The following is a 16,553-nucleotide window of genomic DNA, read 5'->3' on the forward strand; positions in this document are numbered from 1 at the left end:
GTTGCAAAAAAGAGAGCAGGTTCATGCCGGCATTTTCCCGTTTCCTGCGCTACTTCATGACCGTGGGGCGCCTTGGCTCGATCCGCCGTGCTGCGGAGGAGTTGAACGTCTCGGCGTCGGCCATCGACCGGCAGATCCTCAATGCCGAAGCCGAGTTGGGCATGCCGCTGTTCGAACGCCTGCCAACCGGGCTGCGGCTGAGCGCTGCGGGTGAAATCCTTATGGCGGCCGGGGGGCGCTGGCAGAAGAACCTCGGCGACGTGCGCGCGCAGATCGAGGATTTGCGCGGATTGAAGCGCGGACATGTCGACATCGCGATCATCGATGCGCTGACCAAAGGCCACGTTCCGGCGCTGATCCAGTCGCTGCAAGGCCGCTATCCGGGGATCAGTATCGGCGTGAAAGTGACCGGAAATGCCGGGGTGCGGCAGGCCATCATCACCGGCGAGGTCGACTTCGGCATCATGTTCGAGCCCGAATCGTATCGCGATCTGACCGTGCGCGCGTTCGTCGACGTGGTGCTGGGCTTCATTACCCCTGCCGGGCACCCGTTCGGCGAGCGCGGGGAAGCGCGCTTTTCCGCCTGCGCCGGATCGCCCGTGGTGGTGCCTGCCCGCCCGCTGGCGGTGGCCGAGCAAGTGGCGATCCTTGAAGGCACCAGCGGTATCGCGCTCGACAAGAAGGTGACTTCGGACAACATCCAGATGCTTACATCGCTGGTGATGCAGGGCATCGGCATCGGCATGCTGACCAGTCTGGACGTGATGACCGAAGTGCGGCGCGGGCTGTTGCGCTTCACCCGCATCACCGACCCGATCCTGCGTCCGATGACCCTTGCGCTGTGCACCGCCTCGGCCCGCACCCCCAGCCACGCCGCCGCGCTGGTGCTGGGCGAGATCGAGGCCGGGTTCGCGCAACTGGGCTATCCGGCGGCGCTGGCGGGCTAACGGGCGGGCTAACTGGCGGGGTAGCTGGCGGGGTAGCTGGCGGGCCTAGCGCCCCGCTTTGGCGCTTTCGGCAATGGTCCGCACCATCAGCGCTTCCAGCTTTGCCGGGTCGATGCTGTGGATGACCTCGGCCGGGCGCTCGCCAAGGCCGGGCTGGTAGTGTTCGCGCCATGACAGCATGTCGCCATAGCCGGGGCCGAACTGGGTGTTGGTGTCGATGTAGAGCGTCTCGTTGCCGGTCACCATGGCGGGATCGAGGAACACCCCGGCGGCGGTTTCATCCCACAGCGGAAAGCCCGGCTCCATGGCTGCGATCAACTTGCCCAGCGCCGGGCTCGCCACCCCTGCCAACCGCTTGAGCAGATCGGGACGGCGCTGGGTGGCGGTCGACGGATCGACCGGAACCACCGTCACCTGCCGCCAAGGACTGCGCCAGACGATGCTGGCCGCTTCGGGATCGAAGCGGATGTTGAATTCGCGGCGGGGCGTGTTGGCAAACTCGCGCGCGAAGTCGGCGGCGGCTTGATCGGCCAGAACCTGATGCGGGTTGAAGCTGCCGCCCATCACCACAAGCCCCTTGGCCAGCGCCGCAAATTGCGGGTCAAGCCGCTGCGCCAGCGCCAGATTGGTCAGCGGCCCGCAGGCGATGATCGTCACCTGACCGGGATACTGGTGGACCATGCGCAGCAGATAGAGCGCCGCAATCTCGGCCGATGGCTTGTGCGTGGGGTTGCCCCATGGCAGCTCCACCGGATCGTTGGGGCCGTGGTAGGGCGGCGTGCTTTGCGCGGTCGGCTCGACCCACTGCTTCATCCACGCCCCGCGCCATGTCAGCTTGCCGTACAACGCTTCCCAGCGGTCGGTCAGCGCTTCGCTGTTGAGCAAGGGGTAGGTCGCACCCGGTATCACGGGCACATCGCTGCGTCCGGCGATCTCAAGCCCGCGCAAGGCCATGGCGGTGACGCGATTGGCCCAGACATCACCCGAAACCGTGGTCATCCCCAGCACATCGACATCGGGCGCTTCCAGCAGCAGCAGATGCATCAGGCCAAAGCCGTCGTCGTCGATGATGACCTTGCGCCGCGCCGCTTCATCGGCACGCACCGGCACCGTCGCCAGCAGGACCAGCAACGCGATGGCCAGCAACACGCTGGCCAGCAACCGTTCAAGCAGACGCAGCATAGGCCTCCAGCCGTTCGAGGTGCGCAGCGATTTGATCGGCGGGCAAGAACGATCCGGTAAAGCTGTTGCGCGCCAGTTGCACCAGAGCGGCGCGCGAGAGCCCCCTTGCCTTTGCCACGGCCCGGTAGTTGTCCGCGATGTAGCCGCCGAAATAGGCCGGATCGTCGGAGTTCACGGTCGCCTTCAGCCCGGCGGCCAGCATCCGGTCGAGCGGATGGTCGGCCAGATCAGCCACCACGCACAGCTTGAGGTTCGACAGCGGACAGACCGTCAGCGTCATGCCCTCATCGGCCAGCCGTGCCACCAGTGCGGGCGCCTCAAGTGCGCGGTTGCCGTGGTCGATCCGTTCGACGTGCAGCAGATCAAGCGCTTCGAGCACGTACTCGGGCGGGCCTTCCTCACCGGCATGGGCAGTCAGCTTCAGGCCCTTGGCCCGCGCGGCGGCAAAGACCCGCGCAAACTTGGCCGGGGGATGGCCCAGTTCGGAACTGTCGAGGCCGACCGCGGCGATCCGGTCAAGCCACGGCTCGGCTTCGGCCAGCGTGGCAAAGGCCTCCTCCTCGCTCAAATGGCGCAGGAAGCTGAGGATCAGCAGGCTGGTCAGGCCAAAGCGCCGTTCCGCCTCGGCCATGCCGTCGAGCAGCCCCTCGATCACCGTGGCAAAGGCGATGCCCCGCGCGGTGTGGGTCTGCGGATCGAACATCAATTCGGCATGGACCACGCCATCGGCATGGGCGCGTTCGAAATAGGCCAGCGCCAGATCGCGGAAATCGGCGCGGGTCTGCAGCACGCCTGCCCCGGCGTAATAGATGTCGAGAAAGTCCTGCAGGTTGGAAAAGGCATAGGCCGCGCGCACATCCTCGACCGAGGCATACGGTATCGCGATGCCGTTGCGCTCGGCCAGCGCGAACATCAGTTCCGGCTCAAGACTGCCTTCGATATGCAGGTGCAGTTCGGCCTTGGGCAGGCCGGTGATGAAGCGGTCGAAATCGGTCATGTCAGGCTCCCGGCAGGGCTGAAGCGGTTGCTGTCGCGGTCCCACGCGCAGTGCCCCATCACGTAAGTGCGCGCAATCGCGCGATCATCGCCCAGTACCTGCAAGGCGAACAGCCGCTCGGCCAGATCGTTCGCCGCCCCTTCGAGATGCGCGGTACGCCGCGCCAGCAGCGGGGTTGCGTGCTGATCGAGCTCTACGAAATCGGCCTCCTGCCCTACTGCCAGCGCGCCCACCCGGTCGGCGATGTGCAGCAGCGCGGCGCTGCCCGCCGTAGCCAGCCAAAGCGCGCGGAACGGATCGAGCCGGTAGCCCTTGGCCAGCCCCGCCTGATAGGCAAGCCCGCAAGTATGCAGCAGCGAGAACGTCGTCCCCGCGCCAATGTCGCTGCCAAGACCGATCCGCACGCCATGCGCTTCGGCCTGCGTGAAGTCGAAGCAGCCCGACCCCAGGAAAAAGTTCGAACTGGGGCACACCGCGATCCCCGCACCGCTGCCACGCAGGCGGCGGCACGAGCGATCGGGCAAGTGGATGCCATGCGCAAACACCGAGCGCGCGCTGACCAGTCCGAACCGGTCATAGGCATCGAGGTAATCGGCGGCAGCGGGGAACCGCGCCGCCACTTCGGCCACCTCGCGCGTGTTTTCAGCCAGATGGGTGTGCATCAACACCTCGGGATGCGCCGCCAGCAGGTCGCCCGCCACCTGCAACTGGGCGTCGCTCGACGTGAGCGCAAAGCGCGGGGTGACAGCATAGCCCAGCCGCCCGCGCCCGTGCCAGGCCCGGATCAGCGCCTCGCTGTCGGCGCGCGCGCTTTGGGGTGTGTCGCGCAAGCCCTCGGGCCCCAGATCCATCAGCACTTTGCCGCTGACGATGCGCAAATTGCGCTCGAGCGCGGCCGAGAACAGCGCATCGACCGATTGCGGATGAACGGTCGGGAACACCAGCGCGCTGGTGGTGCCGTTGCGCAGCAGTTCGTTCAGGAACACCGCTGCCACTTCATCGGCATGGGCGCGGTCGGCAAAGGCCTGTTCGGCCGGGAAGATGTGCCGCTCCAGCCAGTCGAGCAACTGCTCGCCATGGCTGGCGATGCGATCGGTCTGCGGGTAGTGGACATGCGCGTCGACAAACCCCGGAACGATCAGCCCGGCAAGGCGCTCGACCGCAACGGCGGGAACGCGCGGCGCCAGTTCGGCGTAAGGCCCGCGCGCCACGATGATCCCGTCCTCGATCACCAGCAGGCCGTCAGGCTGATGCGAGACCGCCTCCGAGTGGCTTGCCGGATCGTGCGCCACCGACAGCAGTTCGCCGCGAAAGGCCTTTACCGTCATGCGCCTGCGCTCCCGATCAGCCTTGTTTCGCAGGACATGGCGGGCTCGATCTGCGGGGCCACCTGTTCTCCCGGCGCAGGCAGGGCGAGCAACTGGGCCAGCGTTGCAATGGCGATCACGTCGGGCTCCTTGCCCGCGATGCCGGGCTGGCCGATCGGGCAGGTCAGGCGGGCACAGGTTGGCCCGTCCACGCCTTCGCGATGCAGCCGGGCCAGAAAGCGCGCGCGCTTGGTCTGCGATCCGATGACCCCGACCAACGCCAGCGCGGGCCTTGCCAGCGCGGCGCGCACCAGCCGGTAATCAAGCCCGTGATCGTGGGTCAGGATCACCACCGCTGCATCGTCCGCAGCATCGGCAAGGCAGGCCTCGATGGCATCTTCCGCCACCGTCGCAACGCCTTCGATAGTCTCGAACAAGGGACGACTGTCGAACCAGCACAGGCGCAGCGGCAGGCCGGTGGCATGGCGGGCGATCGCCTGCCCGACGTGTCCTGCGCCAAACAGATAGAGCGGACGGCGGTACTGCCCGATCCGTTCGGCCAATACGTCACCCTCGCGCGGGCGATCGCCGCGTGCAGACAGGGGCGGTGCGGCCGCATCGGCCACCACGCGGCGCTCTATCGTGCCGGGACGCAAAGCGCTGACCAGCACCCGACCTTCGGCAGCATGAGCAAGCCAGCCCAGCCTCGCTGGATCGAGGTGCTCGACCAGCAGCCGCACCCGCCCGCCGCAGCACTGGCCCAGCAGCGGCCCCAGCGGATAATCCTGCACCCGCCATGCGCCCGCCGGTTGGCTCAGGATGGCGCGCGCCTGCTCTATGGCGCGGAACTCCAACTGGCCACCGCCGATCGTACCGAACGGCGTCTCGGCCGTCACCAGCATCCGCGTGCCCGCGCCGCGCGGGGCGGAACCCTCGCTCGCCAGCACGCTGATCATCGCAACCGGGGCCATGGCTACCGGCTTTTGACCGGCGAGCGCACGCAGATGGTCCAGCCAAGCGCTCATGCGCTGCGGTGCCCGGCTATGGCGCGCAGGATCGCCTCGGGCGTGGCCGGGGCATCGAGCGGCGGCAGCGCGCGCTTGTCGGGAGCGGTGGCGGCAATCGCGCGGGTCAGCGCCGAAAAGACGGAAATCGCCAGCATGAACGGCGGCTCGCCCACCGCCTTCGACCGGTGGATCGTGGGCTGGCGATTGGCGCCGTCCCACAGCGCGATGGACAGGCGCTTTGGCCGGTCAGACGCGGTCGGGATCTTGTAGGTGGCGGGCGAGTGGGTCAGCAGCCGCCCTTTGCCGTCGAACACCAGCTCCTCGGTGGTCAGCCAGCCCTGCCCCTGAACGAACGCGCCCTCGATCTGGCCAAGGTCGATGGCAGGGTTCAGCGACCGGCCCACGTCGTGCAGGATATCGACCGCCAGCACTTTGTGTTCGCCGGTCAGCGTGTCGACCACCACTTCGGCGACCGCCGCACCATAAGCGAAGTAATAGAACGGGTGCCCTTTGTGCGTGGCCCGGTCGTAATGGATATCGGGCGTCGCGTAAAAGCCGGTGGCAGACAGCGACACCCGGCCCATCCACACCTTGCGGCAGGCATCGGCAAACCGCAGCAGTTCACCACCGACGCGCACGCCATCGGGCGTAAACGCCACGTCGTCTGCCGCGCAACCATGCGTGCGGGCAAGGAAGGCAACCATCCGTTCGCGGATCTTCAAGGCCGCATCCTGCGCGGCCATGCCGTTCAGGTCCGCGCCCGAACTGGCCGCCGTGGCCGAGGTATTGGGCACTTTGTCGGTCCGCGTCGCGGTGATCCTGACCATCGCCACCGGCACCGCAAAGACATCGGCGACCACTTGCGCGATCTTGATGTACAAGCCTTGCCCCATCTCGGTGCCGCCATGGTTCAACTGGATCGACCCGTCGGCATAGACATGCACCAGCGCGCCCGCCTGATTCAGGTGGATGGCGGTAAAGCTGATCCCGAACTTGACCGGGGTCAGCGCGATGCCCCGCTTGAGCACCGGACTGGTGGCATTGAACGCAGCAATCGCCTTGGCCCGCTCGTCGTAGCGCGAGTCGCTCCGCAGCCGGGCAATCAGTTCGGTCGCGATATTGTCGGACACGGTCATGCCATAGGGCGTGACGTCCCGCCCCGGACCGTAAAGGTTGGCCATCCGCACCGCCAGCGGATCGAGCCCGAGATGCGCGGCGATGCCATCCATGACCCGCTCGATCGCCAGCATGCCTTGCGGCCCGCCAAACCCACGGAACGCGGTGTTCGATACGGTATGGGTCTTGAGCCGTTCGGAAACGATCACGACATTGGGCAGGAAGTACGTGTTATCGCTGTGGAACATCGCGCGATCGTTGATGCCGGGCGACAGATCGAGCGTCGCCCCGCAGCGCGCCGACAGGCGCAGCGCCAGTCCTTCGATCCGCCCTTGCGCGTCGAACCCCACGTCGAAGCCGACATCGAAATCGTGGCGCTTGCCGGTGATGACCATGTCGTCATCGCGATCGCAGCGGAAGCTCGCAGGACGCCCGGTCTTGGCGGTGACCAGCGCGGCCGCCGCCGCAAACAGCGCGGCCTGCGATTCCTTGCCGCCGAACGCCCCGCCCATGCGCCGCACTTCGACCGTCACATCGGCCGACGACACGCCCAGCACATGGGCGACCAGATGCTGCACCTCGCTGGGATGCTGGGTGGAGCACAGCACATGGACTTGCCCGTCCTCGCCCGGTCGGGCCAGCGACACTTGCCCTTCGAGATAGAAGTGATCCTGCCCGCCCATGCTGAACGTGCCCGATACCCGGTTCGCAGCGCCCGCCAGCGCGGTGGCGGCATCGCCTTGCGCCATGCGCTGCGTCGGCTCGACTTGCGAATTGGCCGCGCGGGCATCCTCAACCGTCACCAGCGGCGGCAAGGGATCGTACGTCACCTGCCCCAGCCGCGCCGCCTTGCGTGCGGCATCGCGACTGGTCGCAGCGACCAGGAACAGCGGCTGACCGTGCCAGATCACCTCACCATCGGCGAGCAAGCGGTCGTCGTGCGCGATCGGGCTGACGTCGTTGGCGCCGGGAATGTCGGCAGCCGTATAGACCGCAACCACGCCCGGCGCCGCGTGCACCGCGCTCAGGTCGATTGCCAGCAGCCGCGCATGCGCCTGTGTCGAAAGTCCGAACGCCAGATGCAACAGGCCGGGCACTTGCGGCTCGTCATCGACATAGCGCGCCTGTCCGCTGACATGCAGGTGCGCGCTGTCGTGGGGGTTCGCCGGCCGGTGGAGGACGCGATCAGGCATCGGCGGCCTCGATATCGAGGACCGACACCGGCACGCCCTGCGCCTTGTGCCACAGCCGCCACAGCAGCGCGGCAGCGCCCTCGCTGCGATAGGCCGCACTCCCACGCACGTCGGTGAGCGGGGTGAAATCGATCTGAAGCGCCTCCGCTGCCGCCGCAATGGTCGCTTCGGCGAAAGGCTGGCCGATCAGCGCCGCCTCACACGCGGGCGCGCGGCGCGGCGTGGCCGCCATCCCCCCGAAAGCCACGCGCGCAGCGGTGATCACACCCTCGACAACGGTCAGGCAAAAAGCCCCGCACACCGCCGAAATGTCGGAATCGAACCGGCGCGACAGCTTGCCGATGTGGATCAGGTCATGCGGTCCCGGACGCGGCACGAACAAGCTCTCGACGAACTCCCCCGGCTGCCGGTCCTGCTTGCCGTAATCGAGGAAATAGTCCTCCAGCGCCACAGTGCGCCGCCCCCCGGCGCTGCGCAGGGTGAGGCTGGCACCCAGCGCGATCAGTGCTGGCGGGCCGTCTCCGATCGGTGAGCCATTGGCGATATTGCCGCCTACGGTGCCCGCATTGCGCACTTGCAGGCCGCCGATGCGCCGCACCAGCTCGCCCAGATCGGGGTGCAGCCGGGCAAATGCGCCATGCGCCTCGGCATAGCGGACCGCCCCGCCCAGCATGACACCCTCTGGCGTCTCGCTGATGGCCCGCAAGTCCGCGATGTCGCCGACAAATACCAGCGTATCGAGCGAGCGCAGCCCCTTGGTCACCCACAGGCCGACGTCGGTCGCCCCGGCGACGATCCGCGCGTCGGGGTGTTCGGCCAGCACTTCGGCAAGTGCGCTGGCCGAAGCCGGGCGGAACCAGCGCCGTCCCTGCCATTCGCCGCTCGCCCCCTTGGCGCAGTCCAGTCCGGCAAGCGCCGCCAGCGCGGCGGTGTCGTCCTGCGCCAGTTGCGGCACCGCGCGCGCGGCATCGAGGATCGGGCCATAGCCGGTGCAGCGGCACAAGTTTCCGGCGAGCACATCCTCTACCGGCAAGTCCGCCCCTGCCGCACCGATGGCGCGGCCGTGCAGGCTCATCACGAAGCCGGGAGTGCAAAATCCGCATTGCGAACTGCCGTTGGCCGCCATGCAGGCTTGCAACGGGTTGAGCCCGCTGGCTCCGCTCAGGCTCTCCACCGTCATCAGCGCCTTGCCGTGCACCATCGGCAGAAAGGTGATGCAGGCGTTGACCGCGCGCCAGTCGAGCCCCGTGGCCTCGGCATCGGGTTCGCCGACCAGCACCGTGCAGGCCCCGCAATCGCCCTCGGCGCAGCCTTCCTTGGTACCCGTGCGCCCCAGCCGATAGCGCAGGAAATCGAGCAAAGTGCCGGTCGGATCGACCGCTGGCAGGTCGATCACCGCACCATCGAGCACGAAGCGCACGCCCACCTCAGCTCCCCCGATACGTCGAGTAGGCATAAGGCGCGACCAGCAGGGGCACATGATAATGCCCTCCGCCCGCCGCGATGCCGAAGTCGATGGTCACCACATCGAGGAATGGCGGATCGGGCAGGTCCACCCCTCGTGCGCGGAAATAGGCGGCAACCTCGAACGACAGGCGGTAGCGCCCCGGCACCACCGGCGGAATGCCGGGGCACCGGCCATCGGCGTTGGTCTCGCCAAGGAACACGACGTCCCCCTCCGCATCGCTCAGGGTGAGCGCCACCGCCACAGCCGGACAGCCGTGCGCGGTGTCGAGTACGTGGGTGGATAGCGTGGTCATGGCTTGGCTCCCGCCGCGATCCAGCGGCCCAGCGTGTCGCGCTCGGCGCGGGTCATGCCGGTCTCGTTGCCCAGCGGCATGATCTCGGCATCCACCGCCACCGCCTTGATCCGTGGCGCCACGGCGGCGACATGATCGGCGCTATCGAGCACGATCCCGAGCGGCGGATCGGTGATACCGTCATGGGTCGGACGTAGGGCGTGGCAGCCGGAACAATGCTTTTGCAGGATCGGCTGCACAGTGGCGAATGTCGGCGGGCCATCCGCTGCGGGCGCAGCAGGCGCGGCGTTCGCGCCCTTTTCCGCCGAAACGTAGGTCACGCTGATCAGGGCCAGCACCGCTGCCACCAGCATCGCCCGCCCGGTCGGCGCGGCGGTATGGCGCAAGTTGAAGACATGGCGCACCGCCACGCCGGTCGCCCCCAGCAGCGCCAGCACCAGCCAGGGCCGCTGCGCACCGAAGGTCATCGGGTAATGGTGGCTGATCATGATGAACAGCACCGGCAAGGTCATGTAATTGTTGTGCACCGAGCGTTGCTTGCCCGCCTTGCCAAGCGCCGGATCGGGCACTTTGCCCGCTTTCAGCGCGGCCACCACCTTGCGCTGGTTGGGGATGATGACCATGAACACGTTGGCCACCATCACCGTGCCCAGCATCGCTCCTACATGCAGATAGGCGCCGCGCGGATTGAACACCGCGCACAAGCCCCATGCCGCGCCGACCAGAAACGCGAACCAGACCACGCCCAGCGCGCGATTGTTCCGACCCAGCGGCGATCGGCACAGTCCGTCATAGACCAGCCAGCCCGCCACCAGCGCCGAAAGTCCGATGCCGATCGCGTCAATCTGGCTCAAGTCCGCGCGCGCACGATCGATCAGAAAGCTTTTGGCGCCGACGTAATAGACCAGCACCAGCAGGGCAAAGCCGCTCAGCCAGGTGAAATAGGCTTCCCATTTGAACCAGTGCAGGTCGTCGGGCAGGGTGCCTGGCGCCACGACGTACTTCTGCTTGTGATAGAACCCGCCACCATGGACCGACCAGACCTCGCCCGAAGCCGATCCTTCGCGCGGGGGCTTGAGGTGGTTGTCGAGCCAGACGAAGTAGAAGGATGATCCGATCCACGCGATCCCGGCGGTCAGATGCAGCCAGCGGATCGCCAGATTGAGCCATTCGGCGATGTCGATGTTCAGGGCAATGGTCACGCCTGCGCCTCCTTCGCCTGATCCTGCAACCCCGAATCGGCCAGTCTGAGCCGCACGATTTCGCCGATCTGGCCGATGGCGGTGGCAATTTCGACCTCGCGATCATGGCCAAGCCGTTCAGCCATCGCGCGCAGGATGCCGGCCTTGTCGGTCAGACGCACGCAGACGATGAAGGGAAATCCGAACTTCTCACGATAAGCCGCGTTCAATTCATGGAATTTGGCGAACTCATCCTCGCTCAGCCGGTCCAGCCCGGCAGAGGCCTGCTCGGCCGCAGAAGCCTGCGTCAGCGTACGGTCGAGTGCCGCCTTTCCCGCCAGTTCGGGGTGCGCACGGATCAGGGCGAGCCGTTCTGCATCGCTGGCGGCATGGACCACCGCCATCAGATCGGCCCAACGATCGCCGGACGAAGGCAACGCATCGGCGCGCGCCTCGATCCACGGACTGTGTTCGAACAGCGCGGTCAATGCGACGCTCCTTCCAGACTGACATGCGCCGACACCACCTTCCAGCCATCGGCGAACTTCACCCATGACTGCGACTGGCGGCCCCGGCGCTGGGCACCTTCGCGAAAGAACTCGGCGTCGGCGGTGGCAAAGCTGTCGCCATAGGTCGTGATCGCGACCTGCCCCAGCCGCCGCTGCGGCGATCCACCGCGCCCCTTGCGGAATGCGCGGATCGCCTCGATCCCCCACAGCACTTCGCCGACGCCGAACCGGTTGGTGGTCGGCGCATCGTGGAACAGCGCGTCCATCGTTGCGATATCATCGGCCATCAGCGCCGCCTCGTAAGCCGCGAAAGCCGCCATCACCTCGGCCAGCGCAACCGGATCGTTGATCGTCATGCCGGGTACTCCGCCTGCCAGTGCTGCGCGATGGCGAGCCGCGTCGCCACCCAGGCCTGCCCGCTGGCAATCACATGGTCGCAGAACCGCGCCAGCGCCCGCGCCCGCCCCGGTCGCCCGGCGATGCGGCCATGCAGCCCGACCGACATCATCCGCCCGCCTTCTTCACAAAGCTGGTCAAATGTATCGCGCAAGTATCTGAAAAACTGCTCGCCCTCGGTGAATCCGTTCAGCGCCACGATCTTCATGTCGTTGGCATCGAGCGAATAGGGCACGATCAGTTGAGACTTGCCAAAGCGCCTGTCCCAGTACGGCAGATCGTCGGCATAGCTGTCGGCATCATAAACGAAACCGCCCTCCTCGACGACGAGCCGCGCGGTATTGGGCGAGGTCCGCCCCTGATACCAGCCCAACGGCCGACTGCCGGTCAGCCGGGTGTGCAGCGCGATTGCCTGCGCGATGTGGTCGCGCTCGACCGCTTCGGGCAGATACTGGTAGTCGATCCAGCGATAACCGTGGCTGGCGATCTCCCACCCCGCCTCAAGCATCGCCTCGACCGCCTGCGGGTTGGCCTCCAGCGCCTTGGCGACGCCGAACACGGTTACCGGCAATTGCCGTTCGGTGAACAGCCGGTGCAGTCGCCAGAACCCGGCGCGGCTGCCGTATTCGTACAGGCTTTCCATCGCCATCGCGCGCGCCGGATGGCTGGCTGCGCCGACCATTTCCGACAGGAAGCTTTCCGAGCCCTTGTCGCCATTGAGGACCGAGTTTTCGGCCCCTTCCTCGTAGTTGATGACGAACTGCACCGCCACGCGCGCGCCGTCCGGCCAATGCGGATCGGGCGGGGTGCGGCCATAGCCGACCAGATCGCGTGGCAGTGCGGGCTCGCTCATGCGACGGCCTCCCACGCGGCCAGCGCGGCGGGTACCGCCTCGCCCACCGGAACGGCCAGCCCTTCGGCCTTCAAACAGGCTTCGAGCGCGCCAAGGGTCAGCAGCACTTTGTGCTTCATCGCGTTGTAGCCCATCGCGCCAAAGCGCCAGACGCGCCCCTGCAGCGGCCCGAACGCGGTGCCGATCTCGATCTCGAAGTGGTCGCGCATGGCCGCGCGCACGCGCTCGCCGTCGATGCCGTCGGGAATCCACGCGCCGGTCACATTGGTCATGCGATGGGCATCGTCGCCGAAAATCCGCAAGCCCAGCGCGCGCAGGCCCGCCGCCATCGCGGCCCCGGCGCGGCGATGGCGGGCAAAGCGCGCCTCCAGCCCCTCGGCCAGCGCCACCCGGGCGCATTCGCGCGCGGCATAGAGCATGCTCGTCGCTTCGGTATGGTGGTTGAGCCGCTTGTCCGACCAGTAATCCATGATCATCGCCAGATCGAAGTAGTTGGAGCCGATGCGCGGCCCCTGCCCATCAACGATGTCGGCGCGGCGGATGCCCTGTTCGACATGGCGACGGGCAAAGATCCGCTCGGCAGCGCGCTCGGAAATGGTGATCGGGGCCGAACCGGACGGACCGCCAAGGCACTTCTGCAAGCCCCCGGTCACCACGTCGACGCCCCAGCGGTCGGCCGCGATCTCCATGCCGCCAAGCGTTGCGGTGGCATCGACATAGCTGAACGCGCCGTGCGCCCGCGCAAGATCGCCCAAGCCTTCCAGCGGTTGCGCCATCGTGGTCGAGGTGTCGCCGTGGACCGTGGCGATAACCTTTGCCCCCGACCGCGCCAGCGCCTGCGCAATGGCATCGAGCGGCACGACCTCGCCCCACGGCGCCTCGACCGTGGCGATGGTCGCGCCGATACGGGTAAGGATCTCGGTCAGCAGCAGGCCGAACCGCCCGAAGTTGACCACCAGCACGGTGTCGCCCGGCTGCACCAGACTGACCAGACTGGCCTCGATCGCCGCGCGCGCGGTGCCGTCGATCAGCATGGTCCACTGGTTCTGCGTGCCGAACACCGGCCGATAGAGCGCCATGACCTGGTTCATGTAACCGGTCATTTCGGGGTCGAACTGGCCGAGCAGGTCTGCCGCCATCGCGCGCAGCACGCGCGGGTGGGCGTTGACCGGACCCGGCCCCATCAACAGACGCTGCGGCGGGTCGATCTCACCGAACAGCAAGGGATCAAGCGTGTTCACACGGAACCTCCAAGGCGATCGATGAAACCGGACATCACCGCCAGCGCGATCTGCGCGTCGGCGGGATCGACGTGCTCGGCCGGATTGTGGCTGACCCCGCCGCGGCAGCGGATGAACAGCATCGCCGTCGGGCACAGTGCCGCCATGACCATGGCATCATGCCCGGCGCCGGACACCAGCCTGCGTGATGGCTGTTCGGCTGCGGCCAACGCGGCGTCCATCACATCGACAAGCGCCGGATCGCACGGACTGGCGGGCAAATCATGGACCAGTGCGACTTCGACACCGAGCGAACGACGCCGTGCAATTTCTTGCAATTGCGCGCATATTTCACTTGCCGCAAGGTCGCGCCGGGCCTGTTCGCCCGCGCGCACGTCAAGGCTGAAGGTCACCGCGCCGGGGATCACGTTGGCAGCACCGGGCTGCGCCTCGATCCGGCCGACGGTGGCGACAAGATCCGAGGCGGCGCTGGCCGCGATGCGCTCGACCGCAAGGATCATCTCCGCCGCGCCGGCAAGGGCATCGCGGCGCAAGGGCATCGTCGCGGTGCCCGCGTGCCCCGCCTGCCCGGTCACCTGCACGCGATAGCGCACTTGCGCGGCGATGCCGGTGACGGTGCCGACGGCAAGGCCCTCAGCCTCAAGCACCGGGCCCTGTTCGATATGCGCTTCGAGGTAGGCCAGCACTTCGCCGGAGCGGCGCGCTGCCGACAGGTATGCGCCGATATCGACCCCGGCGTCGGCCAGCGCCACCCCGTCGGCATCGACCACCGCCAGCGCCGCCGCATCGAGCGTTCCGGCCACGGCCCGGCTGGTCAGCATGGCGGCCGGAAAGCGCGAGCCTTCCTCGTCGCCAAAGGCATAGACCTCGACCGGAAACGGCATCCGACGGCCGGCATCGTTCAGCGCGGCCACCGCCTCGATCCCCAGCATGATACCCAGCGGCCCATCGTAGCGGCCGCCATCGCGCACGCTGTCGAGGTGACTGCCGATGATCAGCGCAGGGGCCGCAGGCGTGGTGCCTTCGTAGCGGCCGATCAGGTTGGCCGCAGCGTCCTGCCGCACGGCCATGCCCGCCTGTGCCATCCATTCGGCCAGCGTGGCTTGCGCGGCGCGATAGGCGGGCGAGAGATAGGCGCGGAACAGGCCATCGGCCATGTCGGTATAAGGCGCGAGGCCAAGCGCATCGCAGCGGGCGACCGCACGCGCGCCCCCGACCCCGGCACCGACTGGCCCGCCGGCTACCATGCGGCCACCGCGCCATCGCTGCGCGGGTCGGTTGCGCCGTCCAGCCGACCGTCAGGGTGGCGGACGATGGCCCCGGCATGGCCCATCGTCGCGGTCAGCGGCCCTGCCCGCTCCACGTCGTGCCCGGCAGCGGCCAGCGCCGCGTAGAGCGTCGGGTCAAAGCCGTCCTCAACCTTCAACGTGGTGGTCTGGTCGCCCCATGTCCGACCCAGCAGCCAGCGCGGCGCCGAGATCGCTGCCTGCAGGTCCACCCCGAAGCGGGCATAGCGGGTGAACAGCGCGGCCTGGGTCTGCGGCTGGCCTTCACCGCCCATCGTGCCATAGGCCATGACCCGGCCATCAGCGAACTTCGCCAGCGCGGGGTTGAGCGTGTGGAACGGCTTGCGCCCCGGTTTGAGCGCGTTCCAGCCACTCTCCGCCAACCGGAAACTGCTGCCCCGGTTCTGCCAGACAATGCCGGTGCGCGGCAGAACCAGCCCCGATCCGAACTCGAAATAGGTCGACTGGATCGCACTGACCACCCGGCCTTCGCCATCGGCCGCGCCGAACCAGCAGGTATCGCCCCATTGCGGCGGCTGCGGCCAGGCCAGGGCCTGTGCGGGATCGATCCGCGCGGCCAATTCGTCCAGCGCGGCAGGGTCATCGAGCAGCCGTTGATGGTCGAAATCGTGCCAGGCCGGATCGCCCACATGCTGGTCACGCAGCAGGAACGCCTGCTTGGTGGCTTCGACCAAGGCGTGGACATGATCAAACGAATCAACGACCTCTGGCGAGAACCTGTCAAACAGAGCGAGGATCAGCAGCGAGGCGAAGCCCTGCGTCGGCGGGGCGGTGTTGAACAAGCGACCTTCGCGCACCATCACGCTCAACGGCGCGGGCCGGGTGGCGCGATGGGCGGCAAGATCGGCAGCGCTGACCGGACTGCCCAGCTCGGCCAGATCGGCGGCTACGTCGCTTGCCAGCGCGCCGGTATAGAAGCTGCCCGGCCCCTCCGCCGCGATCCGCCGCAGCGTTTCAGCCAGCAGAGGCTGGCGCAGGCTGTCGCCAACTTCAAGCGGACGGCCTTGCGGTTCGAACACGCGCGCATAAAGGCCGGGCTGGTGGCGCAATTCATCGCCCTTGGCCAGCGCGAGCGCCGCGCCGCCTGCGGTTACCGGCACGCCCGCTTCGGCATGGGCGATCGCATCGCGCAGCAGCCGTTCGAGTGGCAGGCGTTCGAGCGGCAGGGAACCGCCCGACCCGGCCAGCAAAGCCTCCCATGCCGACAGCGTGCCCGCGACGGTATTGGCGGCCAAGGGCCCGCGTGTCGGCACCGAATGATGTCCGGCATACAGATCGAGGTTCGCCGCCTGCGCCGCGCCGCCGACGCCGTGGATCGCATGAACCTGCCCGTCGGGTTCGGCGACCAGCCAGAAGCCATCGCCGCCGATCGCGGTCATGTGCGGGTAGACCACCGCCAGCGTCGCGGCGACGGCGATCGTCGCCTCCACCGCGTTGCCGCCATCCTGCAACACGCCAAGCCCCGCCTGCGCCGCAAGGTGATGCGGCGCGGTGACCATGCCCCCTTGGCCATGAACGGTGCGGTCGCTGACGGTGTGGAGCCCCCCGGTCATCGGA

General features: G+C 67.6%; 15 protein-coding genes. 1 reads left to right on the forward strand and 14 read right to left on the reverse strand.

The annotated features are described in order from the left end of the window. Positions 1-23: 23 nt before the first annotated feature. Positions 24-947, forward strand: a complete 924-nt coding sequence (locus tag LDN95_RS01385) for a LysR family transcriptional regulator (protein ID WP_226015828.1) — start codon at positions 24-26, stop codon at positions 945-947. 45 nt (positions 948-992) lie between these two features. Here LDN95_RS01385 and LDN95_RS01390 read toward each other — a convergent pair whose 3' ends face one another. From LDN95_RS01390 to LDN95_RS01455, 14 genes are read right to left on the reverse strand one after another with little or no spacing between them, the layout of a single operon-like run. Then, a complete protein-coding gene (locus LDN95_RS01390) occupies positions 993-2,129 on the reverse strand; it encodes a nucleoside hydrolase (RefSeq protein ID WP_370631631.1) in 1,137 nt (378 codons plus the stop codon). Continuing rightward, positions 2,113-3,126: an adenosine deaminase gene (locus LDN95_RS01395; RefSeq protein ID WP_226015829.1), complete on the reverse strand. Its 1,014-nt coding sequence runs from the start codon at positions 3,124-3,126 to the stop codon at positions 2,113-2,115. Before LDN95_RS01395 ends, LDN95_RS01390 begins: the two co-directional genes overlap by 17 nt. Further along, a complete protein-coding gene (gene guaD / locus LDN95_RS01400; RefSeq protein WP_226015830.1) occupies positions 3,123-4,454 on the reverse strand; it encodes a guanine deaminase in 1,332 nt (443 codons plus the stop codon). Before guaD ends, LDN95_RS01395 begins: the two co-directional genes overlap by 4 nt. After that, positions 4,451-5,458, reverse strand: coding sequence for a xanthine dehydrogenase accessory protein XdhC (xdhC, locus tag LDN95_RS01405; protein WP_226015831.1), 1,008 nt, complete (start codon positions 5,456-5,458; stop codon positions 4,451-4,453). Before xdhC ends, guaD begins: the two co-directional genes overlap by 4 nt. Beyond that, entirely contained in the window at positions 5,455-7,749 is a 2,295-nt protein-coding gene (gene xdhB / locus LDN95_RS01410) for a xanthine dehydrogenase molybdopterin binding subunit (RefSeq protein WP_226015832.1), read from the reverse strand. The genes xdhC and xdhB overlap by 4 nt, the downstream gene beginning before the upstream one ends. Beyond that, entirely contained in the window at positions 7,742-9,175 is a 1,434-nt protein-coding gene (gene xdhA, locus LDN95_RS01415; protein ID WP_226015833.1) for a xanthine dehydrogenase small subunit, read from the reverse strand. Before xdhA ends, xdhB begins: the two co-directional genes overlap by 8 nt. A 1-nt stretch (position 9,176) precedes the next feature. After that, on the reverse strand, positions 9,177-9,509 hold the full coding sequence (gene uraH / locus LDN95_RS01420; protein WP_226015834.1) for a hydroxyisourate hydrolase: 333 nt from the start codon (positions 9,507-9,509) through the stop codon (positions 9,177-9,179). Then, positions 9,506-10,711, reverse strand: coding sequence for a urate hydroxylase PuuD (locus LDN95_RS01425; protein ID WP_226015835.1), 1,206 nt, complete (start codon positions 10,709-10,711; stop codon positions 9,506-9,508). Before LDN95_RS01425 ends, uraH begins: the two co-directional genes overlap by 4 nt. Next, positions 10,708-11,178, reverse strand: a complete 471-nt coding sequence (gene uraD, locus LDN95_RS01430) for a 2-oxo-4-hydroxy-4-carboxy-5-ureidoimidazoline decarboxylase (RefSeq protein ID WP_226015836.1) — start codon at positions 11,176-11,178, stop codon at positions 10,708-10,710. Before uraD ends, LDN95_RS01425 begins: the two co-directional genes overlap by 4 nt. Continuing rightward, entirely contained in the window at positions 11,175-11,555 is a 381-nt protein-coding gene (gene hpxZ, locus LDN95_RS01435) for an oxalurate catabolism protein HpxZ (protein WP_226015837.1), read from the reverse strand. Before hpxZ ends, uraD begins: the two co-directional genes overlap by 4 nt. Further along, positions 11,552-12,448 (reverse strand): allantoinase PuuE, encoded by an 897-nt coding sequence (gene puuE / locus LDN95_RS01440; RefSeq protein ID WP_226015838.1) that lies wholly within the window; start codon positions 12,446-12,448, stop codon positions 11,552-11,554. Before puuE ends, hpxZ begins: the two co-directional genes overlap by 4 nt. Next, complete coding sequence (locus tag LDN95_RS01445) at positions 12,445-13,689, reverse strand: alanine--glyoxylate aminotransferase family protein (protein ID WP_226015839.1); 1,245 nt, start codon at positions 13,687-13,689, stop codon at positions 12,445-12,447. The genes puuE and LDN95_RS01445 overlap by 4 nt, the downstream gene beginning before the upstream one ends. After that, the gene (locus LDN95_RS01450) at positions 13,686-14,936 is read right to left on the reverse strand and encodes an allantoate amidohydrolase (protein WP_226015840.1); all 1,251 of its coding nucleotides are present in this window, start codon (positions 14,934-14,936) and stop codon (positions 13,686-13,688) included. The genes LDN95_RS01445 and LDN95_RS01450 overlap by 4 nt, the downstream gene beginning before the upstream one ends. Next, on the reverse strand, positions 14,930-16,549 hold the full coding sequence (locus tag LDN95_RS01455) for a gamma-glutamyltransferase family protein (RefSeq protein WP_226015841.1): 1,620 nt from the start codon (positions 16,547-16,549) through the stop codon (positions 14,930-14,932). Before LDN95_RS01455 ends, LDN95_RS01450 begins: the two co-directional genes overlap by 7 nt. Positions 16,550-16,553 lie beyond the last annotated feature (4 nt).

Source organism: Novosphingobium sp. FKTRR1 (assembly GCF_020404405.1).
Taxonomy (GTDB): domain Bacteria; phylum Pseudomonadota; class Alphaproteobacteria; order Sphingomonadales; family Sphingomonadaceae; genus Novosphingobium.